The sequence below is a fragment of the Microbacterium sp. CH12i genome (assembly GCF_000685355.1).
GTDB lineage: Bacteria > Actinomycetota > Actinomycetes > Actinomycetales > Microbacteriaceae > Microbacterium.
In genome coordinates this window covers 405638-430691 of sequence record NZ_JHET01000010.1, presented here as the reverse complement: position 1 = coordinate 430691, position 25054 = coordinate 405638, and the positions used below count along the sequence as shown (strand labels likewise).

23 protein-coding genes, 2 tRNA genes and 3 pseudogenes are annotated in these 25054 nt (G+C 62.8%); 5 read left to right on the top strand and 23 right to left on the bottom strand.

Annotated features, from left to right (window positions below; translation table 11 throughout):
- Positions 1-16 precede the first annotated feature (16 nt).
- Positions 17-1723 carry a Stk1 family PASTA domain-containing Ser/Thr kinase gene (gene pknB / locus DC31_RS14200; protein WP_036281048.1) on the top strand — a complete coding sequence of 569 codons (1707 nt, stop codon included), beginning with the start codon at positions 17-19 and terminating at the stop codon, positions 1721-1723.
- A 7-nt stretch (positions 1724-1730) separates the two neighbouring features.
- Here the strand turns inward: pknB and DC31_RS14195 are convergent, their stop codons facing one another.
- Genes DC31_RS14195 through DC31_RS19715 form a run of 4 tightly spaced genes read right to left on the bottom strand, consistent with a single transcriptional unit; the run spans position 1731 to position 3316 of the window.
- On the bottom strand, positions 1731-2366 hold the full coding sequence (locus tag DC31_RS14195) for an anthranilate synthase component II (protein ID WP_036281046.1): 636 nt from the start codon (positions 2364-2366) through the stop codon (positions 1731-1733).
- Complete coding sequence (locus DC31_RS18805; RefSeq protein WP_036281044.1) at positions 2363-2518, bottom strand: hypothetical protein; 156 nt, start codon at positions 2516-2518, stop codon at positions 2363-2365. Before DC31_RS18805 ends, DC31_RS14195 begins: the two co-directional genes overlap by 4 nt.
- 10 nt (positions 2519-2528) lie before the next feature.
- Positions 2529-3086: a class E sortase gene (locus DC31_RS14185; RefSeq protein ID WP_235201535.1), complete on the bottom strand. Its 558-nt coding sequence runs from the start codon at positions 3084-3086 to the stop codon at positions 2529-2531.
- Positions 3038-3316, bottom strand: a complete 279-nt coding sequence (locus DC31_RS19715) for a hypothetical protein (protein ID WP_235201534.1) — start codon at positions 3314-3316, stop codon at positions 3038-3040. The genes DC31_RS14185 and DC31_RS19715 overlap by 49 nt, the downstream gene beginning before the upstream one ends.
- 78 nt (positions 3317-3394) lie before the next feature.
- Here DC31_RS19715 and DC31_RS14180 point away from each other — a divergent pair, with 78 nt between their 5' ends.
- Positions 3395-3634, top strand: coding sequence for a cell division protein CrgA (locus DC31_RS14180; RefSeq protein WP_036281042.1), 240 nt, complete (start codon positions 3395-3397; stop codon positions 3632-3634).
- Between the two features lie 180 nt (positions 3635-3814).
- On the opposite strand, the gene DC31_RS14175 is transcribed toward DC31_RS14180, so the two are convergent.
- From DC31_RS14175 to DC31_RS14155, 5 genes are all read right to left on the bottom strand, one after another.
- Entirely contained in the window at positions 3815-4558 is a 744-nt protein-coding gene (locus DC31_RS14175; protein ID WP_327036877.1) for a rhomboid family intramembrane serine protease, read from the bottom strand.
- Positions 4559-4732: 174 nt separating this feature from the next.
- Positions 4733-5290: a peptidylprolyl isomerase gene (locus tag DC31_RS14170; protein WP_036281038.1), complete on the bottom strand. Its 558-nt coding sequence runs from the start codon at positions 5288-5290 to the stop codon at positions 4733-4735.
- A 64-nt stretch (positions 5291-5354) separates the two neighbouring features.
- Complete coding sequence (locus tag DC31_RS14165; RefSeq protein ID WP_036281036.1) at positions 5355-6314, bottom strand: hypothetical protein; 960 nt, start codon at positions 6312-6314, stop codon at positions 5355-5357.
- On the bottom strand, positions 6311-6751 hold the full coding sequence (locus DC31_RS14160) for a hypothetical protein (RefSeq protein ID WP_152545440.1): 441 nt from the start codon (positions 6749-6751) through the stop codon (positions 6311-6313). The genes DC31_RS14165 and DC31_RS14160 overlap by 4 nt, the downstream gene beginning before the upstream one ends.
- A gap of 144 nt (positions 6752-6895) precedes the next feature.
- Positions 6896-7651, bottom strand: coding sequence for a WXG100-like domain-containing protein (locus tag DC31_RS14155; protein WP_235201533.1), 756 nt, complete (start codon positions 7649-7651; stop codon positions 6896-6898).
- A 161-nt stretch (positions 7652-7812) separates the two neighbouring features.
- Here DC31_RS14155 and DC31_RS14150 point away from each other — a divergent pair, with 161 nt between their 5' ends.
- Entirely contained in the window at positions 7813-8307 is a 495-nt protein-coding gene (locus DC31_RS14150; protein ID WP_036281032.1) for a hypothetical protein, read from the top strand.
- Positions 8308-8345: 38 nt separating this feature from the next.
- A complete protein-coding gene (locus DC31_RS14145) occupies positions 8346-8804 on the top strand; it encodes an aminoacyl-tRNA deacylase (RefSeq protein ID WP_036281303.1) in 459 nt (152 codons plus the stop codon).
- Positions 8805-8826: 22 nt separating this feature from the next.
- On the opposite strand, the gene DC31_RS14140 is transcribed toward DC31_RS14145, so the two are convergent.
- From DC31_RS14140 to DC31_RS14130, 3 genes are all read right to left on the bottom strand, one after another.
- Positions 8827-9249 carry an NUDIX hydrolase gene (locus DC31_RS14140; protein ID WP_036281030.1) on the bottom strand — a complete coding sequence of 141 codons (423 nt, stop codon included), beginning with the start codon at positions 9247-9249 and terminating at the stop codon, positions 8827-8829.
- Positions 9250-9293: 44 nt separating this feature from the next.
- On the bottom strand, positions 9294-10889 hold the full coding sequence (locus DC31_RS14135) for an amidohydrolase (protein ID WP_036281028.1): 1596 nt from the start codon (positions 10887-10889) through the stop codon (positions 9294-9296).
- Between the two features lie 138 nt (positions 10890-11027).
- Complete coding sequence (locus DC31_RS14130) at positions 11028-12170, bottom strand: aminotransferase class V-fold PLP-dependent enzyme (RefSeq protein ID WP_036281026.1); 1143 nt, start codon at positions 12168-12170, stop codon at positions 11028-11030.
- Positions 12171-12417: 247 nt separating this feature from the next.
- Here DC31_RS14130 and DC31_RS14125 point away from each other — a divergent pair, with 247 nt between their 5' ends.
- Complete coding sequence (locus DC31_RS14125; RefSeq protein WP_036281024.1) at positions 12418-13488, top strand: 3-deoxy-7-phosphoheptulonate synthase; 1071 nt, start codon at positions 12418-12420, stop codon at positions 13486-13488.
- Between the two features lie 55 nt (positions 13489-13543).
- Here DC31_RS14125 and DC31_RS14120 read toward each other — a convergent pair.
- From DC31_RS14120 to dnaN, 11 genes and pseudogenes are all read right to left on the bottom strand, one after another.
- Positions 13544-13616: transfer RNA gene (locus DC31_RS14120), tRNA-Ala, on the bottom strand.
- Between the two features lie 28 nt (positions 13617-13644).
- Positions 13645-13718 (bottom strand) — tRNA-Ile (locus tag DC31_RS14115).
- 52 nt (positions 13719-13770) lie between these two features.
- The gene (locus DC31_RS14110; protein ID WP_081813874.1) at positions 13771-14724 is read right to left on the bottom strand and encodes a DUF4097 family beta strand repeat-containing protein; all 954 of its coding nucleotides are present in this window, start codon (positions 14722-14724) and stop codon (positions 13771-13773) included.
- The gene (locus DC31_RS14105; RefSeq protein WP_036281022.1) at positions 14721-15416 is read right to left on the bottom strand and encodes a response regulator; all 696 of its coding nucleotides are present in this window, start codon (positions 15414-15416) and stop codon (positions 14721-14723) included. Before DC31_RS14105 ends, DC31_RS14110 begins: the two co-directional genes overlap by 4 nt.
- On the bottom strand, positions 15404-16681 hold the full coding sequence (locus DC31_RS14100) for a sensor histidine kinase (protein ID WP_036281020.1): 1278 nt from the start codon (positions 16679-16681) through the stop codon (positions 15404-15406). The genes DC31_RS14105 and DC31_RS14100 overlap by 13 nt, the downstream gene beginning before the upstream one ends.
- Before the next feature lie 135 nt (positions 16682-16816).
- Positions 16817-17220: pseudogene (locus DC31_RS14095) on the bottom strand (DUF3566 domain-containing protein).
- Complete coding sequence (gene gyrA / locus DC31_RS14090) at positions 17217-19781, bottom strand: DNA gyrase subunit A (RefSeq protein WP_036281018.1); 2565 nt, start codon at positions 19779-19781, stop codon at positions 17217-17219. Before gyrA ends, DC31_RS14095 begins: the two are co-directional and overlap by 4 nt.
- A 40-nt stretch (positions 19782-19821) precedes the next feature.
- Positions 19822-21867, bottom strand: a pseudogene (gene gyrB, locus DC31_RS14085) (DNA topoisomerase (ATP-hydrolyzing) subunit B).
- Positions 21868-21986: 119 nt separating this feature from the next.
- Positions 21987-22478, bottom strand: coding sequence for a DUF721 domain-containing protein (locus tag DC31_RS14080; protein WP_036281016.1), 492 nt, complete (start codon positions 22476-22478; stop codon positions 21987-21989).
- Positions 22471-23687: pseudogene (recF, locus tag DC31_RS14075) on the bottom strand (DNA replication/repair protein RecF). Before recF ends, DC31_RS14080 begins: the two are co-directional and overlap by 8 nt.
- A 53-nt stretch (positions 23688-23740) precedes the next feature.
- Positions 23741-24883 (bottom strand): DNA polymerase III subunit beta, encoded by a 1143-nt coding sequence (gene dnaN / locus DC31_RS14070; protein WP_036281014.1) that lies wholly within the window; start codon positions 24881-24883, stop codon positions 23741-23743.
- Between the last annotated feature and the right edge of the window lie 171 nt (positions 24884-25054).

Below are 25054 nucleotides of genomic sequence, written 5' to 3'. Positions count from 1 at the left end.
CCAGGGAGAGTCATCAGTGTCCGTAGAGCCGCGCATCATCGCTGAGCGATATCGCGTTGACGAGCTCATCGGCCAGGGCGGCATGGCAAAGGTTTACCGGGGCTACGACATCACGCTCGGGCGAGAGGTCGCGATCAAGATCCTCAACCCCGAACTCGCTCGCGACACCGCGTTTCGCAACCGCTTCCGGCTGGAGGCCCAGGCGGCATCACGGATGGCGCACCCCTCGGTTGTGCGTGTGTACGACGCCGGCGACCCCACGTCAGCGGGCGAAGGCGCGCCGGCAGCGGGATCGCCCGGTAGCGAGCCGTACATCATCATGGAGCTGGTGCGCGGCCGTCAGCTGAAGGATGTCATCGCTGAGGGACCGGTCTCCGTCGAGGATGCTGTGCGCTACGCCGACGGCATCCTCGAAGCGCTCGACTACTCGCATCGTGCCGGCGTCGTGCACCGCGACATCAAGCCCGGCAACGTGATGATCACCGAGAAGGACCAGGTCAAGGTCATGGACTTCGGCATCGCACGCGCGGTGTCCGATTCTTCGTCAACAGTCGCCGAGACCACCCAGATCATCGGCACGGCGGCATACTTCTCGCCGGAGCAGGCGAAGGGCGAGCCGGTCGACGCGCGCGCCGACCTCTACTCGACGGGCGTCGTGCTCTACGAGATGCTCACCGGCCGTCAGCCGTTCCGCGGCGAGTCTCCTGTGGCAGTGGCGTATCAGCACGTGAGCGAGACGCCGTTGGCTCCGACCGAGGTGAATGAAGACTCGCCCGGTGCGCTTGACCCGATCGTGCTTCGTGCTCTCGCGAAAGACCCGTACCAGCGGTATCCGGATGCCGCGAGCTTCCGTGCCGCGCTCGACAATGCCGTCGCCGGCAAAGCGCCGAGCAAGCGCCAGCTCGGCGCATTGACCAGCGAGCTGTACGGATCGAGCCCTCGACAGGCACAAGAGACAGCACGCTCACTGCGTCAGCTCAGCACCGACACCACCATGGCCCGCACGCAGTCCGGACCCCCGGTCGTCTGGATATGGGCAGGTGTCGCGCTACTGGCCGTACTGCTTATTTCGGTGCTGGTGTGGGTGCTCATGATGCCGCGCGGCGAACAGATCCCCACCTCATCACGCACCGTCCCCGATCTCTCTGACGTGTCTTACGAACGCGCACAGGAAGCGTTGCTTGATCTCGACCTGCAGTCTGCTCTGGTGTACGAGGCGAGTGCCAGCGTCACAGAGGACAACGTCATCCGCACCAACCCTGTCGGCGGCCAGTCCGTGGAAAAGGGCCAGAAGGTCACCCTTTACGTTTCCACCGGTGCGGAAACCGTGGCTGTGCCAACGCTCGTCGGCCTTTCCCAAACTGCGGCCAGGGCTGCGCTTGCGGGCGTGGGTCTCGAGATGGGTAGCGTCATCCAGCGCAATGAGCCCAACAGTGCCGCTGACACGGTGTTGGAAGCGAGCGTAGACGAGGGCGCAGAAGTCGCTCCGAAGACGGTCGTCGATGTCGTCGTATCCAGCGGCCGCGTCACCCTTCCAGATGTATCCGGCTGGACGGTAGACGCCGCAACCGCAAGGCTCGAAGAACTCGGGCTGACGCCAACCCCGGTTGCGCAGGCAGACTGCCCCGCCACTTCACCCTCGACCGTCGCATCGATGTCTGCCGCACCGGGAGACGTTGCCGTGCACTCCGAAGTCCAACTCCGCTACTGCACCGGCGGATAGGCCTGAGCTAGCCAGGGAGCGGATGCAGCTCGGCCGCAGCCGCGACCGCATTGGCATCGCCGAGTTCGGCCAGCCAGTTTGCCAGTAGGCGATAGCCATGCGGGGTAAGCACACTCTCAGGGTGAAACTGCACACCGCGGATCGGCAGGTCACGGTGCGCGATTGCCATCACCGTTCCTGAATCTGTGCGCGCAGTAACGATGAGCTCCTGTGCGAGTGAAGACTCGGCCAGGGCGAGTGAGTGGTAACGCCCGACATCGAACGGCGAGGGGATGCCATCGAACAGCGCTGAGGAGTCGTGATTGACCGTTGAGACCATGCCGTGCATGAGTTCCGGAGCCTCGGAGACCTCGGTGCCGAAGGCCGCGCCGATCGCCTGGTGCCCGAGGCAGACGCCCAGCAGCGGCATCCGTCGGGCGGCAGCGAGCTCGACGATGTCGACCGAAGCGCCGGCGTCGCGTGGACGTCCGGGACCGGGAGAGAGCAGCACGCCGTCGAAGGTCGGCAGAAGGCGAGCGAAGCCCGCGGCATCCTCAGCATCCGCTTCAACCAGCGAGACGTCGGCACCTAGCTGTCGAAGGTAGCCGACCAAGGTGTGAACGAAGCTGTCGTGGTTGTCGACGACCAGCACCCGTACGCTCATCCCAAATCGACCTCACCGGGAGTGATCAGCGGGCTCACCCAGGGGAAGAAATAGAAGAACAGCCCGTACAGAATCGCTGCGACCGCGACGATCAGAATCAACACGCGCACCCACCACGGACCGGGCAGGATACGCCAGAGCGCTGCATACATCAGATATTCCTCACCAGGACGGGGATGCGACGACGTCGACAGAAGCCATGGATTCCGGTGCTCCCTCGGCCCGAGGCTGGAACCCTTCGAATACGGCGTATCCCACGATGCGCTCAGCCAGCGAGTAGAGCGGCGAGCACGCGGTCAAAGTCAGATAACGCTCGCCGGTGGCGGCGCCTGGGACCTGCGGAACATCCGCAAGAACGTCGACCTGGCCCGGATGCACGTACTCAAGCGTGCGGAAACGGTAGGTGTACCACCCGTCCTGCGTCTCCACCACGACCGCATCGTTGAGACGCAGCTTGTCCATCCTGTTCAGAGGGAAACCCCACGTCGTACGGTGCCCAGCGACCGAAAAATTGCCGACCTGTCCCGGCATAACGGACTGCTCGTACACGCCGATCCAGCCGTTATCGAGAGTGGTGGAGCGTGAGGTTCCCCCCGCGATGGCGACGTTGTAGTCGTCACCGAAGCGCGGGATACGCATCTGCGCAAGATATTCACCGTCGCCCGGATGCGTCAGCAGAGGCGGCTCGTACCAGGTCTCACCGGTGTCCTCGTCGGCCACGACAGGTGGCAGGTCGGGTACCGGCGCTGCTCCCACTTGTGCGTGATCTCCTGACCTTGGCTATTGCTCTGTGCACTGATGATCAAGTCACCGATCCACATCTGCCAGGCGACAAACAGCAGCACGATAACGCCGGCCGTGAGCAGCAGCTCACCGAGCACACTCGTGAACGTGGCACGCGAACCTCGGCGGCGCTCGCGGCGGGGCGACGTCGCGACGGGTGCACTCATACGCGAGATCTTATCTCTCGCAAATAGACGACAGCCGAAGAAGCTGAGAGTCAGCGTGCTCTTGGGTAGACTGGGCCCATGGCACGAGACCGCAAGAGCGAAGAACCCGTCGTCGAGCGCGCCGAAGGCGATGCCGCCCCGAACGCCGTCTGGTTCAAGCCAGTGATGATCGGCTTCATGCTGCTGGGGCTGGTGTGGATTCTCGTCTTCTACATCTCCGGCATGCAATTTCCCGTTCCGGGCATCGGCTCATGGAACCTCGGCATCGGCCTTGGCATCGCAATGATCGGATTCCTCATGACGACGCGCTGGCGCTAAGCCTCCATCTGCTTCACGGCCCTCGCTTCGGCGGGGGCTTTTTCATGCCATCTTCCGGATGCATCTCTGCATCCTCAGCGGTTACGTCGTGTCCGGAGTTATCCACAGGGTTATACACACCTGGGGAGAATTACACCAGTGTTATTCACAGGAGTGGAGAAACCTGTTAACAACTTCTGATCAGGGCATAAGGATCAGCGGCGGGATGAAGGCCACCACCACGATCAGGAGAACGACGGTGGCTGCGAGCAGGATGATCTGCAGGCTGCGCTGATTCGGGCGCCGCGTGCGCATGTAGATGAAGGCGACCACGGCACCGATAATGGCACCGCCCAGGTGTGCCTGCCAGGCTATCCCGCCGATGAAAAAGCCGATGGCGAAGTTGATGCCGAGGACGATGAGGATCCCTCTGACGTTCGCGCCAATGTGGCGTCCGATGATCAGCAGCGCTGCCATGAGTCCGAAGATCGCACCGGAGGCACCGACCGTCGCAGTCGTCGGCGCGATGACGGCGACCATGACGGATCCCCCGAGGCCGCTGATCAAGTACAGCGCGAGGTAGCGAGACCTACCCAGCATGGGCTCAAGGCCTTGCCCGAGCATCCACAGAGCGAGCATGTTCAGCGCCAGGTGAATGAAGCTGCCATGCACGAACACGGCGGTGAGTAATCGCCAGGGTTCGAAGAACCCACCATTGAGGTTCGGGTACAGATAGGGAGCAGCGAAAAGTAGTGCGCTGGTGATCTGTTCGCCAATGCCGGGGATCAGTTGCACCAGACCGATGAACGAGGTGATCGCAAGGAGCGCGTAGGTGATGACGGGCTTGCCGCTGCGCACCGCCGTGACCGAACCGGCTGAACGGGAACCCCACTGGCGCTGTGCGCGCTTCTGAGCGGGAGTGCGCTTCTTGCGCTCTGCGTCCATGCACTCCGGACAGATGACGCCGACCGGGGCTTGAGTCTGGCACTCCGGGCAAATGGTGCGCATACACCGCTGGCAGAGCACGAAACTCTGCCGATCCGGATGGCGATAGCAGAAATTGTCGCGATTGCTCGCGAACTCAGGTGTCGTCATCCGGATCGGCCAGAGGAAGTTCGATCAGGCCGCGACGATGTCGACGGACTGCAGAACGACGGGCTCGATCGGACGGTCGCCCGCAGCGGTGGGGACTGCGGCGATCGCATCGACGACCTTCTTGGAGGCATCATCTGCCACCTCACCGAAGATCGTGTGCTTGCCCTGCAGCCACGGAGTGGGGTCGGTGGTGATGAAAAACTGCGAGCCGTTGGTGCCCTCGGCCTTGCCGGTGATGGCGTTACGACGCTGACCTGCATTGGCCATGGCGAGGATGTAGGGCTCGTTGAAGTTGAGCTCCATGTTGATCTCGTCGTCGAAGTTGTAACCGGGGCCCCCGACGCCCTGACCGAGGGGGTCGCCACCCTGGATCATGAAGTTCGGGATGATGCGGTGAAAGACGACGTCCTTGTAGAGCGCGCCCTCGCCCGGCTTGCCGGTAGCGGGGTGCGTCCAGTCCTGTGTGCCGTCGGACAGGCCGACGAAGTTCTTGACCGTCTTCGGGGCATGATCACCGAAGAGGTTGACGACGATGTCGCCGTGGTTGGTGTGCAGAGTTGCGACGTGTGAGTGCTGAGCCATACGTCTATTGTCGCAGAGCTTCGTATGACTTCGCTCGGTCTGCGCAGTCAGATCGGCTCTCCGGCTAGACCCCGACGCCCGGCATCAGGACGGTGACATCAACCGTCTGGTCCGATTCGTAGTTGAACTGCACGTACCGTTCCCCGACGAGATAAAGATCCATATCTTCGCTCGCGTAATGAGGAGTGCCGAAGTGCTCTTTGATCTGAGCACGGCTGGATGGCAGCGCGCACCCTGTGACCAGACGTTCGGGCCGCGGGTAGGCCGATTCGTCCTCGTCGGCGATCAATCTGACCAGTGCACCGACGAGAAGTTCGTTCTTGAACTGGAGGATCACACCGGTTTTGGGGAACCGGTGGTATTCCCACGCTGCGCCGTCCTGCTCTGCCTCTTCAACTTCCATTGCGGGGCCAGCGAGAACGATCAGCGCAAGGTGCTCAGGCGAATGGATCGGCTTGCCAAGCGCGTTCAGGAAGGCACTGAGTTCGCCGTCGATTTCTGGTTCCGCTTCGGGCTCAGCACGGAGCGCCTCCGCAGCGTCGGGGTCGGGATCTGTGGCCGTGGCGCTTGCAGACGTCGTGGATGCGGTTCCCACCCCTGGGGCCTCACGCTGAGCGACTGCCATGGTGAGGGTGCCTTCTTCGAAGGCGAATCGCACAAAGGCGTCGTCGACCGCGTAGAGCATGGCCTGCGGCGTCGAATAGTACGGCTCCCCGAGGACCCGAACGATGTCGTCACGCGATGCATCGGGCCCGATCCCATCGACAAGACTCGACCAGCCGAAATACGGGGAACGGTCGCGACTACCTTCGGCATAGAAGAAAACGCTGCTGAGCGCACCGGCCTTCAGAAGGAAGTCGGCGCCTCGATCCATCTGGATGAGGTATTTCTCCTCGAACCCGCGATCGTTGTACGTCTCGACCTTGTACTGGTCTCCGACGAGTGCAACTGCATCCGTGAATCGCTGTTCACCTTCGCTCGTCCCCAACGCATTCACATACGTGACAATCGCACCCTCGATCATCCGATGCCTCGCTCCCTGTTCATATTCCGGATCAATTGGATCACATCACTGATCTCGTCGGGCTTCAGCCTGCCATCGTTCATCAGATTATTCCTCAGCGTGCTCAAGTCTCGTTCCATAGCAGCCCCGAGATCACTCGCATCCAGGTCGATCTGATCCTGAGTGTTGCGCCCCTTGAACGTGCGACTCATCGCGTGCAGCGCGTCGCTGAGTTCGACGGCGACGCCGCTGTTATGTATCGCGTCGCGTACCTCTTGCCGTTGCGCCGGGGTCATATCACCCACATTGGCATTTTCATGAGCGCGGATGAGCGCCGCGGATGAGGGGATGTGATCATGCTGCATGTGGTCGCCGACCGTCTCACCCTTCCTCAGATCCCGGTAGGTGCCGACGTCAAACTCTCGCACCGGCCCGCGCCCGTCGGTGTAGGTGTCCATCCCCTCGATGTCACTCTTGTTGCTCCTGTGCGCGTCGCCCCTTTTGCGGAGCATGTCACCGAGCTTCTTCAACTCGTGCGGCATGTCACCCAGCGATCGCAGCAACGGACGGATGACCGACTCTCCGATGTTCTTGCCCATTGTCTAGTCCCCCGTGACATTCAGCGTAGAGAGATCGGTGAACAATCTCTCGGTCAACGTCTCGATGTCTTCGGCATGCATGTCCATCTGCTCTTGCGCCTGCCCCAGCGCCTGAAGGTCGGCCGCGAACTCGTCGACATCACCGAGGTTCGACTCGACAATCGGTGAGTCCAGCGCAGCCATGACCAGCACCGGGAGCTGCTCTGCCATCGGCTCGATCACCATGGGGAGCACTTGATTGAGCACCTGCTCGACCGCGATGTCGACCGCAGCGTTGAGCAACCTCTTCTTGATCAGCAGCATGGGCCCCGCGCCCAGCGCCGTGACCGGATTAGTCAGCATCGCGACCAGTGTGATCAGGGTCGTCGACACATCGAAGATGACCTTGAGCTTCAGAGCAAGCACCACGTCCGCCGCGATATCGATGCCCGTGGGAACCGGGTCGAGCAGGTCGAGCAGTCCTTGCAGATTCTGCGAACGGTTCGTGTTCCATGCGCCCACGTACGCCGGCCCGGTCTTGCCGCTCATGGCGGCTGCGAAATCGCCGTTGACTTTGCGGTCTACAGCCTGAATCGCGGACTCGAATTCGGTCGTGAACACCCGGATCATCTCACCACCGCGACGTAATTCATCCTCGTCGACATCTGGCCACTCAAACCCGAGCTTCTCCATCACCCAGATCAGCTCATTCGGCAACATCATTCCCATGGCAGCATCCCTCCTGCAACGACCGTAGGCAAAGAAGCCAGAGACCACCATGGGCACTCCTTCCCTTCGAGACTTTCTGTCTCAGGCAATTTCACCAACTGGGAGTTCGCTAAACCGGCTGATGAGATGGCACGGCAGGCATTTTCTCTCCCGGCATACAGACTCGTCTGGCAAGATAGTGAACCCGTACTCCCCAACGACAGGAGAACATCGTGAGCCTGACCCGCAAGCGGAAGAAGGAACTGCGTCGCCTGCAGAATGACGCCAACGACCTCTGGGAGAACCAGCAAGTTTTGGTCGGTCATGCTGCTGACGTCGCCCGCGAAGCTGGCCGCCAGCTTGGCAACGTCGGACGCGAGCAGGTACTGCCGGTCGTGCAGGACGCGTACAACCGCAACGTCGCCCCGACGGTGAACCGCGGCATCAAGCTCGGCCGCCACGTCGTGGATGACAAGGTCGTGCCGCTCGTCGGCGGAGTCGTCGGCAGCGCACTGTCTGCCTGGGATGTCGCAAACGCCAAGCGTCAGCAGCTCCCGTTCCTGCGCCAGCCCGAGCCTGTAAAGACCGGCCCGGGTATTGGTGGCGTCATTGCCATCATTCTCGGTATCGCAGCCGCAGCTGGCGTGGTCTACGCCGCATGGCAGGCCTTGCGCACCGATGACGAGCTTTGGGTCGCTGACGACCCGCTCACGGCACCGCCCGCGTGAATTCTGAGCAGTCGGCATCCCTCGACCCGCACGGGCGGGTGAGGGATGCCGCAGCCGCGCGTGGCCTCGATATCGAGCTGCGCGAGCGGCCCGAGGCCGGCAGCCTGCATGAGGCCGCTGCGCTTCTCGGAATCGAGCCGTCCGGAATTGTGAAGACCCTCGTGGTCAAGCGCGCCGACGACACGTACCTTTTCGCACTCGTGCCAGGAGGTCGCTCGATCTCGTGGCCGAAGCTTCGCGCCGTCGTCGGCGTGAACAAACTACGCATGCCAGAGCCTGAGCTCGCCCTCGCCGCAACCGGTTACGAGCGCGGCACCATCGTTCCCATCGGCAGCAGCAGTGACTGGCCAGTTTTCGCCGATGAGTCGATCGTCGGAAAGCGCGTCGCCATGGGCGCGGGATCGCACGGGTACAGCCTGTTCGTCAACGCAGATGACCTCATCTCCGCCTATGACGCGACAGTGGCTGACATCACCGTCCCGGAGACTCCGCGCTAAGCGGCGAGCACGGATAACGGGCTTAAATCACCTCGGCCATTCGCAGTGCGATGTCGACCAGCTTGACGCGTTGCAACGCCGCCACCTCGGCGAGGGTGAACCACCCGGCCATGTCGGTGGAACCATTCTCTTCGAAGCGCAACTTGCCGCCGGAGATCTTCGCGCGATAGACGATTCGCAGCGTGTGCAACGGATGCGGCGCCTTTTGCACGCGGCGACCGGCTGGGATCACCCGCGAATGGATGCCGAGCAACTCTTCGACATGGACCGAGTAACCGGTCTCTTCGCGCACTTCACGGCGCACAGCATCCTCGGGATCTTCACCAGCCTCTAGACCACCGCCCGGCATCGTCCAGGCGACGCGGCGCCCCTCGGTCCAGCGCGCGAGCAATACCTTGTCCTCGTCATTCGTGATGACGGCGTACGCTGCGACCCGCAGATCCATGAGCCAACCATAGTCGCTGCGCCGCGCCGCATTCGGCCTGGCGGTCAGACGACCTTCACGCCCGCGAGGTAAACGGCACGCACCACGGTCTCGGCGAGTTCTTCGGCCGGGACGGTTACTGGATCACGGTCCACGACAATGAAGTCCGCAAATAGGCCCGGTGCCAGCGCTCCCACCTCATGCTCGCTGAACAGTTGCCAGGCGGCGTTCGTCGTCTGAGCGGCGAGGGCCTGGACGCGCGTGACTGGTATGCCGCCCGGCATCCGAAACCCGCTGCGCGTGGTGCGCGTCTCGGCGACGGCCATGTTGCGGAACGGCTCATTCGGGGTGACCCAACCGTCGTTGTGGAACGTCGCCCTGTGTCCGGCGGCGAACGCAGCGCCGGCATCCGCCCAGGCTCCGCCGTGCTCGGGGCCGAACAGGTCATCGACGAGCACTTCTCCCCAGTACGTGATGTGGTCGACGAACAGGCTGACGGTGACTCCGAGGGATGCTGCCCGCTCGAACTGCGCCGGCAGCATCGCCCCGCAGTGCTCGAGTCGGAATCGGTGGTCGGTGAGTCCGTGTCGGGTGATGATCTGCTCGTACACGTCGAGCGTCGATGCAACAGCGAGGTCACCGTGAGCGTGGCACGAGAGCTGCCACCCACCGGCGGCATACGGTTCGGCGATCTCGTGCAGTTGGTCGGTCGTGTAGTTCGCGGTGCCGATGTGGTGCGGTTCGAGGCCCAGCGCACGAGTCGCCTCGGTATCGAGGTAGGGAAACGACGTGGCGATGTTGCCGATCCAGGGAGAGCCGTCAGACCAGGTCTTCACTCCCACCTGGCGGAACAGCTCGTCGCCGTTGCCACGTGGTGATGCCGTGCCGCCGGGGCGTGACATCTCGTACCAGCGCAGCCGCACCGGCAACTGCCCCTTGGCGTACAGTGCCTCGACGAGCGGGTTGAGATCGGCGTTCCAGGAGAGGTCGGAGACCGTGGTGATGCCGCGTCGCGCGAGGTCACGCAGATGCGCAACGAGGAGTTCCGGCAGGTGCTTCTTCGCGCTTTCCAGCACCGGAGCGACGACCTTCTCGACTGCGGCCTCTTCGACGGCGACGCCACTGAGTGCCCCGCTCGCGTCATGCCCGAAATGGGCGCCGACCGGGTCTTCTGTCGTTCTGTCGATTCCAGCGGCACGTGCTGCAGCAGTGTTGAAATACGCCGAGTGCCCGGAGTTGTGGATGACAACGAGCGGGGTGTCGCCCGCGAGCTCGTCGAGCCAATGGATGTCAGGGTCAGGGAGTCCTCGCTGCAACAGCGAATCCCATCCGTTCGCGAAGATAGCCTGCCCATCGGATGCCGCAACCGCTTCACGGAGCGCAGCGAGGACGCCCGCGGCGTCCGGAATTGTCACGGGACGGATGTCGAGCACGAGATCCGAGAGGAGGATCGATGAGTATCCGGGGTGTCCATGCGGTTCGATCAGCCCCGGTATCACCCATCCGTCGAGCGCGACGGTTTCTGCGTCGGGATACTGTGCAGTGAGTTCGGCGGCCGCACCCAGCGCGACGATGCGGCCCTCTTCGACGGCGAAGGCCTCTACCTGGGTTCGGATATCTGTGCCGAGCGGGCGGACCTTGCCAATGAAGACTGTCGTCATGGCGTCAGTCTGGCAGGGATGCCTGGCGGGCGGGGTCGTAGTGGGTCATTGAGCTCGCGGAGGGGCCACAGTGGGTCGCTGAACTTGTGATTTAGCGGCGAAGCCCGACCCCCACCCGCTCGATCAGGCCCCGCTCGATCAGCGTCCGATGGCGTCGAGAGCCCGCTCGAGGCGCGCGAGCGTGCCGTCGACGTCGGCGAGCTTGTCGAGGCCGAACAGGCCGAGGCGGAAGGTCGAGAACGACTCTGGCTCATCGCAGTGCAGCGGCACACCGGCGGCGATCTGCAGTCCCTGTGCCTTGAATGCGGCTCCCGACTTCATCGCCGGGTCATCCGTGTGCACGACCACGACGCCGGGGGCGGCGAATTCGGATGCTGCGACCGACGGCAGCCCGCGTTCGGCAAGGAGCGCCCGCACCCGAGCACCCAGTTCGATCTGCGCGTCGCGGAGCTTCTCGAATCCGCGGTCGCGCGTCTCAATCATCGCTGCGAGGTTATGCACCAGCGCATCGGTGGGCATGGTCGCGTGATACGCCGGACGGCCAGCACGATACTCGTCGGCGATGGCAAGCCACTTCGCGAGGTCGATCGCGAAGCTCGACGACGGACGGCTGGTGACAGCATCCCTACCGGCCTCGCTGAGCATGACGAACCCGGCGCACGGCGAACCGCTCCAACCCTTCTGAGGAGCGGAGAGCAGCACATCAACGCCGAGAGCCTGCATGTCGACCCAGATTGCGCCGGAGGCGATGCAATCGAGCACAAGGAGAGCACCGACCTCGTGCGCGGCATCCGCAAGTGCACGCACATAGTCGTCGGGCAGAATCATGCCGGCCGCGGTCTCGACGTGCGGCGCAAAGACGACCTCGGGCTGGCGCGCGCGGATCGCAGCGGTCACTTCGTCAATGGGCGCCGGCGACCACGCAGCCTGTGCGTCATCCGAATCGGGGCGGGCTGCGAGCACCGTGACGTCATCGCTGATGCCACCCACGTCGAGGATCTGTGACCAGCGGAACGAGAACAGTCCATTGCGGACGACGAGCGTGCGGCGACCGGTGGCGAGCTGGCGAGCGACCGCCTCCATCGCATACGTGCCGCCACCCGGCACGATCACCGAGGTGTGCGCGTTGTACGCCTGGTCGAGAATCGCGAGGATCTGCTGCATCGCGTCAACAAATCGTGCGGACATGTGGTTCAGCGAGCGGTCGGTGAAGACCACCGAGTACTCAAGAAGGCCGTCCGGGTCGACATCATCGTGCGGGAGGTGGGGCAGCTGGCTCATGCGCCCATGATCCCACGAGGGGTGCCGATCAGTAGAACCGTGGGAGCCGAGCATGTACGTGCATGGGGTATTGTCGTTTGCATGACAATCCGTTGGTATGCGTATTACGAGTCGGCTCTGGAGGGGCCGGCGCGAATTTAGCGCGTACCGACACCTTCAGAGCGACAAGCCAGAGCATCTTGCTCTGGCTTTCGCCGTTTCCACGGCGGGCTCTGACCAGGTCCGCCCTCTCATCAGGACAGGACCCATGAACACCATCGATGCCACCGCCGACCTGCACGTCGCGCAGTTCACCACGCTTCCCACGCCCGCCGATATCGCCTCTGAGCTTCCGGTTGGCGAAGAGCGAGCCTCACTCGTCGCCCGCACCCGCGCAGAGATTCGCGCGATCATGTCGGGAGAGGACGACCGACTTCTCGTCGTCGTGGGTCCCTGCTCGATCCACGACCCGGCCGCCGGGCTCGAATACGCAGGTCGCCTGGTGCGCGAGGCTGAGCAGCACCGCGACGACCTGCTGATCGTCATGCGCACGTACTTCGAGAAGCCGCGCACCACAGTCGGGTGGAAGGGCCTCATCAACGACCCTCACCTCGACGGCAGCCACGATATCGAGACCGGTCTGCGCCTGGCGCGCGGATTCCTGCGCGATGTGACGGCGCTCGGGATGCCGTGTGCCACCGAGTTCCTCGAGCCGATCAGCCCGCAGTACACCGCTGATCTCATCACCTGGGGTGCGATTGGCGCACGGACCACGGAAAGCCAGATTCACCGGCAGTTGGCATCCGGCCTGTCGATGCCGATCGGTTTCAAAAACGGCACGGACGGCGGACTTCAGGTGGCGCTGGATGCCGCGGCCGCAGCATCCGCTCCGCAGGCGTTCCTCGGCATCGGAGCCGACGGCCGGGCGAGTCTCGTGTCGACGACGGGAAACCCTGACACTTCTGTCATTCTGCGCGGCGGGGCCGATGGGCCGAACTACGGTGCAGAGCACGTTCAGCGGGCGTCTGCGCGACTGTCAGCGTCGATGCTGGTCCCACGGGTGATCGTCGACGCGAGCCACGGCAACAGCGACAAGGATCATGTGCGTCAGGCGGAGGTCGCAGCCGAGCTCGGTGCACAGATCGCCGATGATGGCGCGGCGATTGCCGGCGTGATGCTGGAGAGCAACCTTGTCGCCGGTGCGCAGAAGCTCGACGTCGCCGCCGGACGGACGCGGTTGACCTACGGCCAGAGCGTGACGGATGCCTGCATGGGCTGGGATGCGACGGTCACGGCTCTTGCCGCGCTGGCGAGTGGGGTGCGTGAGCGGCGCGGGTGATCACTGGAAGGAAGAGAAGCGGCCCAGGCAAATGCCTGAGCCGCTTCTCGATCTGTGGAGCCTAGGAGATTCGAACTCCTGACATCCTGCTTGCAAAGCAGGCACTCTACCAACTGAGTTAAGGCCCCGTAAAAGTATTGAATTGTGGTGACGGAGTGGGGATACCGGGATTTGAACCTGGGACCTCTTCATTATCAGTGAAGCGCTCTAACCAACTGAGCTATATCCCCGTCAACCTCCAAGACTTTACCGGAGATTGACGGAAAATCCGAATCGAGCCGATCAGTTGCCCGGCCGAAGAACGACACTCCCGGCCGACACCGATGCACTGATCGTCGACTGCGCTGAGCTCGACGTGTTCAGCCTGTTATCGAGCGAGCCGGCACTCACATCCTGAGTGACGTTGTATGCCTCATTCGGCACCGTCAGGTCGAGCGAACCGGCACTCACATCGATCGTGATGTCGTGCGGTGTGGAGCCCGTCAACTCGCCTTCCAGCTTGCCCGCCGAGATACCGAGGTCGGCTTCGTCGACGTCGGATAGGTTCAGATCCGCGCGCCCGGCACTGATCCTGGCCTCGATTGTCTGCGCAGCGCCGTCGATCGACAGTGAGCCAGCGCCGACAGTGATGTGAAGGTCATTGAACGCCCCTTCGACATCAAGGCTTCCCGCACCCAGCGAAAGGTCTGCGTCGAGGCCAGCGTCATTCAAGCTCTGCGGCAGCGTGAGCACAACCTGCTCGTCAGCACTGAACCACCCGTCACCGAACCAGCCGATCCCGAACCACGAATTGTTGTCGGGACTGCGCACGCTGAGCTCGTCCCCGTCGCGCTCAAGAGTCCAGCTGCCATTGCGGCTTCCGGTCACCTCGAGCGTTGCCTCCTCGACGTCGCCAAACCGCGCCGTCACATCGCTCGCGGCCACATCGAGGGTGATCGCGTCGATCCCGTCGACGTTCACGGACTGCATTTCGACGCCGTCCCGTTGGCCTTCGGACTGTGCAGACATGTCGTGCACGGCAGCGACCGCCGCAGTGCCCCCCGTGCCAAGCAGCACGAGACCGCCAAAGACCGCGAGTGCAATCGCACCGGCCCTCGCACCCGACCCGCGTGACGCGCGAGGTGCGTCAGAAGCCGCGTCGGATGCCGTCGGCGCTGCAGCCGGCGCATACTCGGCCGGCGGCGGGGTGAGGGGCACGTCGTGCCCACCCTGCGGGTTCTGCGATTCGGTGGTCACGATGATGCTCCTGTCTGAGGCTGACTGCCGGTCGGCGTAGCGCCGCCGGTGTTCTCAATGTGGGCGAGGGCGGCAAGCACACGCCGGTTGCCCGATTCGTCTTGTTCGAAGCCCAGCTTTTGGAAGATGGCGGTGATGTTCTTCTCGACGCTGGCGGGGGAGAGGAACAGGATCCCGGCGATCGCCTGGTTCGACTTGCCCTCGGCGATCAGCGCCAGCACCGTGCGTTCCCGTTCGGTGAGGCGCAGCATCCGATCGTCGCGATTGCGTCGAGTGAGCAGCTGGGCCACGACCTCTGGGTCGAGGACCGAAGCACCCTCCGCGATCCGCTCCACCGAAACAAGGAACTCGGAGACATCGGCAACTCGGTCCTTGAGCAGATAACCGAGCGGCCCGCCCTGCGCTGCGATCAGGTCACTGGCGTAGCGCTCCTCGACATACTGCGAGAGCACGAGCAGCGGCAGCGACGGATGGGTCTTGCGCAGTCCGAGCGCCGCCCGGATTCCCTCGTCGGTGAACGTCGGAGGAAGCCGGACATCGAGGATGCAAAGCTCCGGGTTCGCGGTCTGCACCGCCTCAGTCAGCCCCTCGGTGTCTGGCAGGGCCGCGACAACCGTGTGACCGGCATCCTCAAGCAGACGCACGAGCCCTTCACGCAAGAGGACGGAGTCCTCACAGATCAGGATGCGCATGGCACGCTCACCTCCACCGACGTCGGACCGCCCTGCGGACTGTCGATACGGATCGTGCCGCCGGCGGCGAGCACGCGGTTCGAGATGCCGTCGAGTCCTCCACCGGGCTGCACTTGCGCGCCCCCGATGCCGTTGTCTTCGACGCGGGCCCACAGCACACCCCCCTCACGCAGCCGCACCACGACGCGAGCCTCACTGGCCCGAGAATGCTTTGCAGAGTTCGTGAGGGATTCGGCAATGGAGAAGTACACGGCAGCCTCAGCATCCCGACTGCACCGGCCATCGAGACGCACATCCAGGTGCACGGGGATATGCGACCTGCTGGCGAGGGCCGACAGCGCAGCATCCAGCCCTCGATCGTCGAGAACAGACGCGTGGATGCCGCGGGCAAGCTGTCGCAGCTCAGTGATAGCGGCCTTCGTCGAGGTGTGTGCCTCGTTGATCAGTGCCTTTGCGGCTGCCGGATCGTGGTCGATCTTCTGCTGAGCGAGGCCCAGCGTCATGCCGACGGACACGAGCCGAGGCTGCACCCCGTCATGCAGGTCGCGCTCGATGCGAGTGCGCTCGACATCAGCCGCGCGCACGGCGCCCTCACGCTGAGCGGAAGTGGTGCGCACCTGCTCGGTGAGCTCTACCTCGCGATTCGGCACCACGAGCGCCCTACTGATCGTGCGGTGCAGCAGCGCAAGACCGATGATGCCGGCGGTGGCGGCGAGAGTGCCCAGGATGCCGACGAGCACAGCCCACTCCACGCCGACGTTGCCGACACCGAACGCGAGCGGAATCGACACCGTCTCGGCTGCACCGAGGGGAGCGAAGATCGTCACTACTGAGAACACCAACGCCCAGAAGAGCCGCAGCACGAACGCCCCGAAGATGCACGCGATAGTGAAGCTGGCGAGTGCTCGCCACATCCGCCCGTCGATGCTTTGTCGTCCGACTGAGCGGAGCCACCCACCGAAACCGGGGCGCTGGCGCCGACGCAACTGAAGGTCGGCGATGTCGAGGCGATACAGCCCGCGCACGCGCGCCACCTCGAACCATCCGACGCCGTACATCGCGTAGACCAGGCCGACCAAGAACACGAGCCCGATCCCGAAGGCGAACAGCAGTCCGATTCCGGTTCCGAATATTGTCGCGAGAATTGTGATCACCGCAGCACCGAGCACGCCGAGCGCTGCGAGATGCAGGATGGTCAGGAAAACGCCCAGTGGCGCTTTCCTGGGCGGAGCACCCGAGATGCGGGAAGCAGTCTGTGTGGTCATGGTTCAAACGTAGAACCTGGCCAATGCCCGCGACACCGTGTCACCCGGAGTAGATGATTCGGGTTTTCCCTACCCGCGGCTTCCGGAAACGACGAATGGCGGATGCGTGAGCATCCGCCATTCGTCTAAAAGATGTCAGTTCGACATGAAGCCGACCAGCAGACCACCGGTGACCTTGACGGCGAGGTTGTAGATTCCGGCGATAACCGCACCCAGCACCGTGAAGACGATGAGGTTCAGGATCGATACGACCGCGGCGAACGCCATCACCTGGGGGAGTCCCATGAAGCTGCGACCGAAACCGAGCCGTCGGTGATGTTGGCGACGAACTCATCTGCCTGCGCAATGATGTTCGTCGCATCCAACACCAAGTAGATGAGGAAGAACGACACCATGGTCACGATCGCGAGCGCGACTGCGCCCAAGAACGAGAGCTTCACGGCCGACCAGAAATCGACGTAGACCAGACGCAGTCTGACCTGCTTGCCACCGGTCTTACGAGTGGACTTCTTCGCCAGCTTGTCGGCTACTGTGCTCATTCGTCGGTACTTTCCTCAGGGATCTGCGTGTCTTCGGGAGCAGGTGTCTCAGAATCTGACTCTGCCTCCGCCACTTCTTCGGCGATGACCCGCTCACTGTTGCGGGCAATGGCGAGGATCCGGTCCTTCTCGGAAGTCCGGGCAAACACCACTCCCATGGTGTCACGGCCCTTGGCGGGCACCTCGGCCACGGCAGAGCGTACCACCTTGCCGCTGGAGAGAACCACCAAGACCTCGTCATCCTCAGACACCATCAGTCCGCCCGCGAGGACACCCCGATCGTCGTTCAGCTTCGCGACCTTGATGCCGATTCCACCGCGTCCCTGAACGCGGTATTCGGAGATCGACGTGCGCTTCGCGTAGCCACCGTCGGTGACAACGAAGACGAAACCGTCTTCGCCGGCGACGGATGCTGAGAGCAGATCATCCTCGCCGCGGAAGCTCATGCCCTTGACGCCCTCCGTCGCGCGGCCCATCGGGCGCAGCGCCTGATCGGTGGCGTTGAAGCGCAGTGACATGCCATGACGGCTGATGAGCAGGATGTCATCCGTCGCATCGACCAGGAGAGCACTGACGAGCTCGTCGCCCTCGCGCAGGCGGATCGCAATCACGCCGCCCTGACGGTTGGTGTCGTAGTCCGCCAGACGCGTCTTCTTGACCACGCCGCCACGGGTGGCGAGCACCAGGTACTCGGCAACCCCGTAATCGCGCATCGCAAGAATCTGGGCGATGTTCTCATCCGGCTGCAGCGCCAGCAGGTTCGCGACGTGCGTACCCTTGGCGTCACGACCCGACTCGGGAACCTCGTACGTCTTCGCCCGGTACACCCGGCCCTTGTCGGTGAAGAACAACAGCCAGTGGTGCGTCGTTGTCACGAAGAAGTGCTCGACGACGTCATCCGCGCGCAGCTGCGCGCCCTTGATGCCCTTGCCACCACGGTGCTGCTGACGATAGTTATCACTGCGCGTGCGCTTGATGTAACCATCACGCGTGACGGTGACGACCATCTCTTCTTCGGCGATGAGGTCTTCCATCGACACGTCGCCGTCGAAGCCCTGCAGGATGTGCGTGCGGCGATCGTCGCCGAAACGCTCGACAATACCTTCCAGCTCCTCGCGGATGATCGCGCGCTGGCGTGACTCGTCGGCGAGGATCGCCTTGAGGTCTGCGATCTGCGCTTCGATCTCGTTGGCCTCGTCGATGATCTTCTGTCGCTCAAGGGCGGCAAGACGACGCAGCTGCATTGCGAGAATCGCATCCGCCTGGATTTCATCGATATCCAGCAGGGACTTCAGCCCCGTGCGGGCCTCATCGACAGTAGGGGAGCGACGAATCAACGCGATGACCTCATCGAGCGCGTCGAGCGCCTTGAGGTAGGCGCGGAGGATATGTGCCCGCTCTTCAGCCTTGCGCAGCCGGTAAGTGGTGCGACGAACGATGACCTCGATCTGGTGCGAGATCCAGTTCGTGATGAATCCGTCGAGGGCGAGCGTCCGCGGCACACCATCGACGATCGCGAGCATGTTCGCGCCGAAGTTATCCTGCAGCTGAGTGTGCTTGTACAGGTTGTTCAGCACGACCTTGGCGACGGCATCCCGCTTGAGCACGACAACGAGGCGCTGACCGGTGCGATCGCTGGTCTCGTCCCGGATGTCGGCGATGCCGGTGATCTTGCCATCACGGGCGAGGTCACCGATCTTCACCGCGAGGTTGTCGGGGTTGACCTGGTACGGCAACTCGGTGATCACCAGGCAGTTGCGGCCCTGGATCTCTTCGACGTTGACGACCGCGCGCATCGTGATCGAGCCACGACCCGTGCGATATGCCTCGTGAATCCCCTTGGATCCGAGGATCTGCGCACCGGTCGGGAAGTCCGGACCGGGAACGCGCTTGATGAGCCCCTCAAGAAGCTCTTCACGCGGGAGATCGGGGTTATCAAGGGCCCAGAGCGCCGCCGCAGAAACCTCGCGCAGGTTGTGCGGAGGGATGTTGGTGGCCATGCCAACCGCAATACCGACCGAGCCGTTGACGAGCAGGTTCGGGAAACGCGCCGGCAGAACCGTCGGCTCCTGAGTCTGACCGTCGTAGTTGTCCGTGAAGTCAACGGTCTCTTCTTCAATGTCGCGCACCATCTCGAGCGCGAGCTGAGCCATCTTCGTCTCGGTGTAACGCGGCGCAGCAGCGCCCATGTTGCCGGGGGAGCCGAAGTTGCCCTGACCCTGAGCGAGCGGGTAGCGCAGCGACCACGGCTGCACGAGACGCACGAGAGCGTCGTAAATCGCCGTGTCACCGTGCGGGTGGTACTGACCCATGACCTCGCCGACGACACGAGCACACTTCGAGAACGACTTGTCGGGGCGGAACCCACCGTCGTACATGCCGTAGATCACACGGCGGTGCACGGGCTTCAGGCCATCGCGCACATCCGGCAGGGCACGGCCGACGATAACGGCCATCGCGTAGTCGAGGTAGCTACGCTCCATTTCGTACTTCAGATCAACCTGGTCGATCTTGCCGTGCTCGTGGAAGGGAATCGCGTCGGGGTGGTCTTCGTCAGTCATGTGTTTCTTTCAGTTCCGGTCGCCGTCAATGCCTGGGGCATCAGATGTCGAGGAAGCGGACGTCCTTGGCATTGCGCTGGATGAAGCTGCGGCGAGACTCGACGTCTTCACCCATCAGCACGCTGAAGATCTCGTCTGCAGACGCGGCATCTTCAATGGTCACCTGGCGGAGGGTGCGCGTGGTGTGATCCATCGTGGTCTCCCACAGTTCCTTGGCATTCATCTCACCGAGACCCTTGTAGCGCTGCACGCCAGAGCCTCGGGAGACGCTTGCCATTGGAGAGTCCGTGCTGCATCAGCGCATCGCGCTCGGCATCCGAGTACACGTACTCGTGCGGCTGATTCGACCACTTCAAGCGGTACAGCGGCGGCATCGCGAGGTAGACGAATCCGGCCTCGATGAGTCCGCGCATGTAGCGGAACAGCAGCGTCAGCAACAGTGTCGTGATGTGCTGGCCGTCGACGTCAGCATCCGCCATCAAAACAATCTTGTGATAGCGAGCCTTCTCGATATTGAAGTCTTCGCCGATGCCAGTGCCGAAGCTTGGATCATCGCCTGGACTTCTTTGTTACCCAGCGCCTTGTCGAGTCGTGCGCGCTCGACGTTGAGGATCTTGCCGCGCAGCGCCAGGATCGCCTGCGTGTGCGGGTCGCGACCCTGCACCGCCGAGCCACCCGCGGAGTCACCCTCAACGAGGAAGATCTCGCTGATCGAGGGGTCCTTGCTGGTGCAGTCCTTCAACTTGTCTGGCATCGCGGCTGACTCGAAGACGCTCTTGCGTCGAGCCGTCTCGCGGGCCTTGCGGGCAGCCATGCGGGCGGTCGCTGCATCAATCGACTTGCGAATGATGTTCTTCGCCTGCGTCGGGTTGCGATCGAACCAGTCGCCGAGCTGATCGCCGACAACCTTCTGCACGAATGCCTTCGCCTCGGTGTTTCCGAGTTTCGTCTTGGTCTGACCCTCGAACTGTGGCTCACCGAGCTTGATCGAGATCACCGCGGTCAAGCCCTCGCGCACGTCGTCTCCGGAGAGATTGTCGTCTTTCTCTTTCAGCAGGTTGTTCGCACGCGCATATTTGTTGACGAGTGTGGTGAGCGCCGCACGGAAACCTTCTTCGTGCGTGCCACCCTCGTGCGTGTTGATGGTGTTCGCATAAGTGAAGACGTTCTCGGTATAACCGGTCGTCCACTGCATCGCGACCTCAAGCGAGATCTTGCGCTCTTTGTCTTCTGATTCGAAGTCGATGATCTCGTCATTGACGACTTCGGCGTGACGCACCCGGTTCAGGTACTCGACGTAGTCGACAAGGCCACGCTCGTAAAGGAAGGTGTCGCCGCGCTGCTTCGTGACGGGGACGCCGTCTTCTTCTGATTCGTAGGTCGAGCCTTCGCGCTCGTCCTCAAGCTCGATGCGCAGTCCCTTATTGAGGAACGCCATCTGCTGGAAGCGAGTACGCAGGGTTTCGTATTCGAACTCAACGCCGTCGGTGAAGATCGTCGCGTCTGGCCAGAAGGTGATCGCGGTGCCGGTCTCGTCGGTCGGCTCGCCCTGGACAAGGCCCTGCTCCTGTGGTTGGCCACCATTCGAGAAACTGTGGGTCCAGGAGAATCCTTGACGCTTGATCTCAATGTCAAAACGTGTGGAGAGCGCGTTCACAACCGAAGAGCCAACGCCGTGCAGACCACCCGAAACCGCGTAGCCGCCGCCACCGAACTTTCCACCGGCGTGCAGGATCGTCAGGACGACCTCAACTGTCGACTTATTCGGGTCAGAGGAGTGCGGGTCGACCGGGATGCCACGGCCGTTGTCTACGACACGCACCCCGCCATCTTCGAGCAGGGTGACAACAATGGCATCGCAGTAACCAGCGAGGGCTTCATCGACAGAGTTGTCGACGATCTCGTAGACCAGGTGGTGCAGGCCGCGCGGACCGGTCGAGCCGATGTACATACCGGGGCGCTTGCGGACAGCTTCGAGGCCTTCAAGAATCTGAATGTCAGCCGCGCCGTACTCAGCGGATGCATTCTCTGCGGGGGTTCCCCCGATGGTCGATTCCGGCTCGTCAGCGGGGGATTCAGGCGTCATCAGAGGGCATTCTCCACATCGATATCTCGAAACTCCAGTCTAGCTGGTCTGGAGGGAGATATCTCCGCTCAGCGCCCGCGTGTGGCCCTGAAATCGATCTGGAGTCCTCGCACGATGCCCTACCCGTAGGTATCGCGCGGACCGCGCCCTGGGACGGCTCTCGGGCCCCATTTCCACGAGGGAACGTCAGGGCCGATGAAACGGAGGTTATTCACACCCGCCTGCGGATAGCGTCGGCCGATCTCGGTGAGGATGGTCGCGCGCATGAACTGCAGGTTCTTCGCCCACGCCGTCGAATCACACTTGACCGTCAACATCCCGTTCTCTAAAGACACCGGCTCGGAGTGCTTGGCCGTGTCGGCACCGGCAAAATCTGCCCATTGCCGTACAACATCTTCGCGCGCCAATGAAGACTCCCAGCCCGAGTCGCGGGTGAGCTTGTCGAGCACCGCACCGAGCGCGCCCGGGTCGCGACCAGGAGTGAATGGTGCGTTCTCGTCATCATCGTGAATGCGCCGTTTGCGCTTCCAGGACTTCGAGCTCGGCTTCAGACCGCGAAGACGCAGGTAGGTCGAAACGGTCTCTGGCACGTCGGAGGCGGCGTCACTCATCGACTGCGCCGTTCTTGCGCTCATCAACCGGGGCGCTATCTCGATCGTCATCTTCGCGGTCGGCGCGGTCGTCGCTGATGGTGCCCGCGTCGATTCTTACGACGTGACGGTGCAATTCCTCTGGAATGTCTTCTTCGACGGCAGCTGTCACAACAACCTGTTCGTATCCGACGGTCAGGGCGGCGAGCCGCTGTCGACGATCAGCGTCAAGTTCAGCGAAAACATCATCGAGAATCAGCACCGGGTCGCCCGCTGGCGACTCGGCACGCAAAAGTTCGGCGGATGCCAGGCGCAGAGCGAGCGCGATCGACCAGGACTCACCGTGCGAGGCATAGCCTTTGACCGGAAGTCCACGGACGCTGAGGATGAGGTCATCGCGGTGCGGCCCGACAAGAGTGAGGCCACGTTCGATCTCTTTACCGCGCTTTTCCTGCAGCGCGATACGGAACATCTCGCGATCTCACCCTTGGTGTCGGATGCTGCCGGCGCTTCGCCCTCTTCCGGATCGCCACCGCGCACCGACAGCGCCCACTCCATTTCTGGACGGTGATCAGCGCCGGCAATCGCTGTGTACGCAGCTGCGAGGGGAGTGCGCAAATCAGTCGCAAGTCGAAGGCGTGCATCGATGATTTCGGATCCCAGCGCGACAAGTTTGTCGTCCCACACATCGAGGGTGCTGAGACCTTCGCCGCGGATGCCGCGGGCACGAGCGGATTTCAGCAGCGCTGTGCGTTGTTTGAGGACCCGGTCATAGTCGCCCAGCACTGCAGACATGCGTGGTGTGCGCTGTATGAGCAGTTGATCCGCAAAACGACGACGTGATGACGGGTCGCCGCGCACGATCTGCAGATCTTCGGGGGCGAATAGTACGACATGCGCATAGCGCGGGAGCTCGCTGATTTTCGAGGGAGAACCGTTAATGCGCGCCTTGTTCGAACCCTGACGATTCACCTGAACTTCGGCGAGAACTCGGCGCTCTCCGACCGAAAGCCTGGCACGAATAACACCGAATTCTTGGCCGTCCCTGACCATCGGAGCATCCGACGACACCCGGTGAGAGCCGAGTGTTGCAAGAAAAACGATGGCCTCTGCGAGATTGGTCTTCCCCTGACCGTTCTTGCCTACGAGTACATTCGGGCCTCGGTGCAACGTAAGTTCGGCGGTCGCGTAATTGCGGAAGTCCACAAGGCTCAAGTGCTCCACAATCACGAACTCAGCCTACCTTTTGGGTCCGACAACGGCCCCGGGCGAGTACTTCGGGGTCAGCGGAGGAGGAGGTTGGGCTGCAGCAGATACTTGAACGAGTCCAGGCCAGCCTGATCGACTGAGGTCTGACTCGTGATCAGCACCGGACTGAGCTTGTTGGCGTTGTCACTCGAGGTGAACGTCACCCGGACGAACTCGCTCTTCACCGCACCGAGTGCCTCAATCAGGTACTGCGGGTTGAGACCGAGCGTCACATCATCGCCACCGGACAGGTGCGCGTCAACCGACTCGGATGCTCGCGCCTGTTCGCTGCCCGAAGCATCCATTGTCACGCTGTCCGTTGTAAACGTGAAACGCAGCGGAGCTGCACGATCCAAGACCAGCGACACACGGCGAACTGCTTCGACGAGGTCGGCAGTGCTAACGACGGCGTAGTGCTCGGTCTGGTCCGGGAAAAGCCTGCGTACGGGCGGGAAATTACCCTTGATCAGGAGAGAAGTCACCGTCTTGTTGCCGGCGGTGAAGGCGATGATCTCGCGATCTCCTGCTCCAGAGAACGCGACCTGGATGTTGCCAGCGTGACCGAAGGTTTTGCCGACCTCGATCAGTGTGCGGGCCGGAACCAGCGCGGTCTGCTCGGCCGCCTCGCCATCCCACGGAACATCACGCAATGACACGCGGTAGCGGTCGGTAGCGACAAGGCTGAGGCTCTGGCCGGAGACGGAGAGCTGCACACCGGTGAGCACCGGGGTCACGTCGTCACGGGAAGCAGCGAACGCGACCTGCGCGATTGCGGTGCTGAAATCATCTGCCGGAACGACACCCGATGAACCAGAAACCTCTGGAATCGAGGGATATTCCTCGACGGGCATGGCGGCGAGCGTGAATCGTGCTGAACCACACGTGACCGCAATGCCACCGTCTTCTTCGACGGCGATCTCAATCGGAGCATTCGGGAGACGGCTGGCAATATCCGAGAGCAGCCGCCCGTGCACAAGAATCGTGCCGGGTGTGTCGACCGTTGCTTCGATTGTTGTCCGAGCAGATGCCTCGTAGTCAAAAGCTGAGAGGGTGAGCCCTTGATCCCCTGCTTCAATCAACACACCAGCGAGGATCGGCTGCGGATTGCGCTGTGGCAGCAGCTTGACGACGAAGGACACAGCCTCGCTGAATACATCGCGGTTGACCTGGAACCTCACGGGCGCTCCCTCGTCGTTTTACAGGACCTGACCGCCGGTGGGCCCACGTCAGGGAATCCCATGCTATCCCCACCGGCAGGATGCGCCATACGCCGGCTCCTTTCGCCCTTGAGGTCATTGGATCGATCTCTCAGAGGCTTAACTCCTTAACATTCTTAACAGCTGTGGAAA

Coding starts and splice junctions, on each gene's coding strand:
- DC31_RS14160 (WP_152545440.1), bottom strand. CDS start 6,751: ATGGACACCTACACCGACGGGCGCGGGCCGGTGCGAGAGTTTGACGTC.
- DC31_RS14125 (WP_036281024.1), top strand. CDS start 12,418: ATGAACACCATCGATGCCACCGCCGACCTGCACGTCGCGCAGTTCACC.
- DC31_RS14165 (WP_036281036.1), bottom strand. CDS start 6,314: ATGATCGAGGGTGCGATTGTCACGTATGTGAATGCGTTGGGGACGAGC.
- DC31_RS14080 (WP_036281016.1), bottom strand. CDS start 22,478: ATGAGTGACGCCGCCTCCGACGTGCCAGAGACCGTTTCGACCTACCTG.
- DC31_RS14135 (WP_036281028.1), bottom strand. CDS start 10,889: ATGACGACAGTCTTCATTGGCAAGGTCCGCCCGCTCGGCACAGATATC.
- DC31_RS14140 (WP_036281030.1), bottom strand. CDS start 9,249: ATGGATCTGCGGGTCGCAGCGTACGCCGTCATCACGAATGACGAGGAC.
- DC31_RS14155 (WP_235201533.1), bottom strand. CDS start 7,651: ATGGTGGTCTCTGGCTTCTTTGCCTACGGTCGTTGCAGGAGGGATGCT.
- DC31_RS14175 (WP_327036877.1), bottom strand. CDS start 4,558: ATGGACGCAGAGCGCAAGAAGCGCACTCCCGCTCAGAAGCGCGCACAG.
- DC31_RS14170 (WP_036281038.1), bottom strand. CDS start 5,290: ATGGCTCAGCACTCACACGTCGCAACTCTGCACACCAACCACGGCGAC.
- DC31_RS14130 (WP_036281026.1), bottom strand. CDS start 12,170: ATGAGCCAGCTGCCCCACCTCCCGCACGATGATGTCGACCCGGACGGC.
- DC31_RS14180 (WP_036281042.1), top strand. CDS start 3,395: ATGGCACGAGACCGCAAGAGCGAAGAACCCGTCGTCGAGCGCGCCGAA.
- DC31_RS14105 (WP_036281022.1), bottom strand. CDS start 15,416: ATGCGCATCCTGATCTGTGAGGACTCCGTCCTCTTGCGTGAAGGGCTC.
- DC31_RS14100 (WP_036281020.1), bottom strand. CDS start 16,681: ATGACCACACAGACTGCTTCCCGCATCTCGGGTGCTCCGCCCAGGAAA.
- DC31_RS19715 (WP_235201534.1), bottom strand. CDS start 3,316: ATGAGTGCACCCGTCGCGACGTCGCCCCGCCGCGAGCGCCGCCGAGGT.
- DC31_RS14195 (WP_036281046.1), bottom strand. CDS start 2,366: ATGAGCGTACGGGTGCTGGTCGTCGACAACCACGACAGCTTCGTTCAC.
- DC31_RS18805 (WP_036281044.1), bottom strand. CDS start 2,518: ATGTATGCAGCGCTCTGGCGTATCCTGCCCGGTCCGTGGTGGGTGCGC.
- gyrA (WP_036281018.1), bottom strand. CDS start 19,781: ATGACTGACGAAGACCACCCCGACGCGATTCCCTTCCACGAGCACGGC.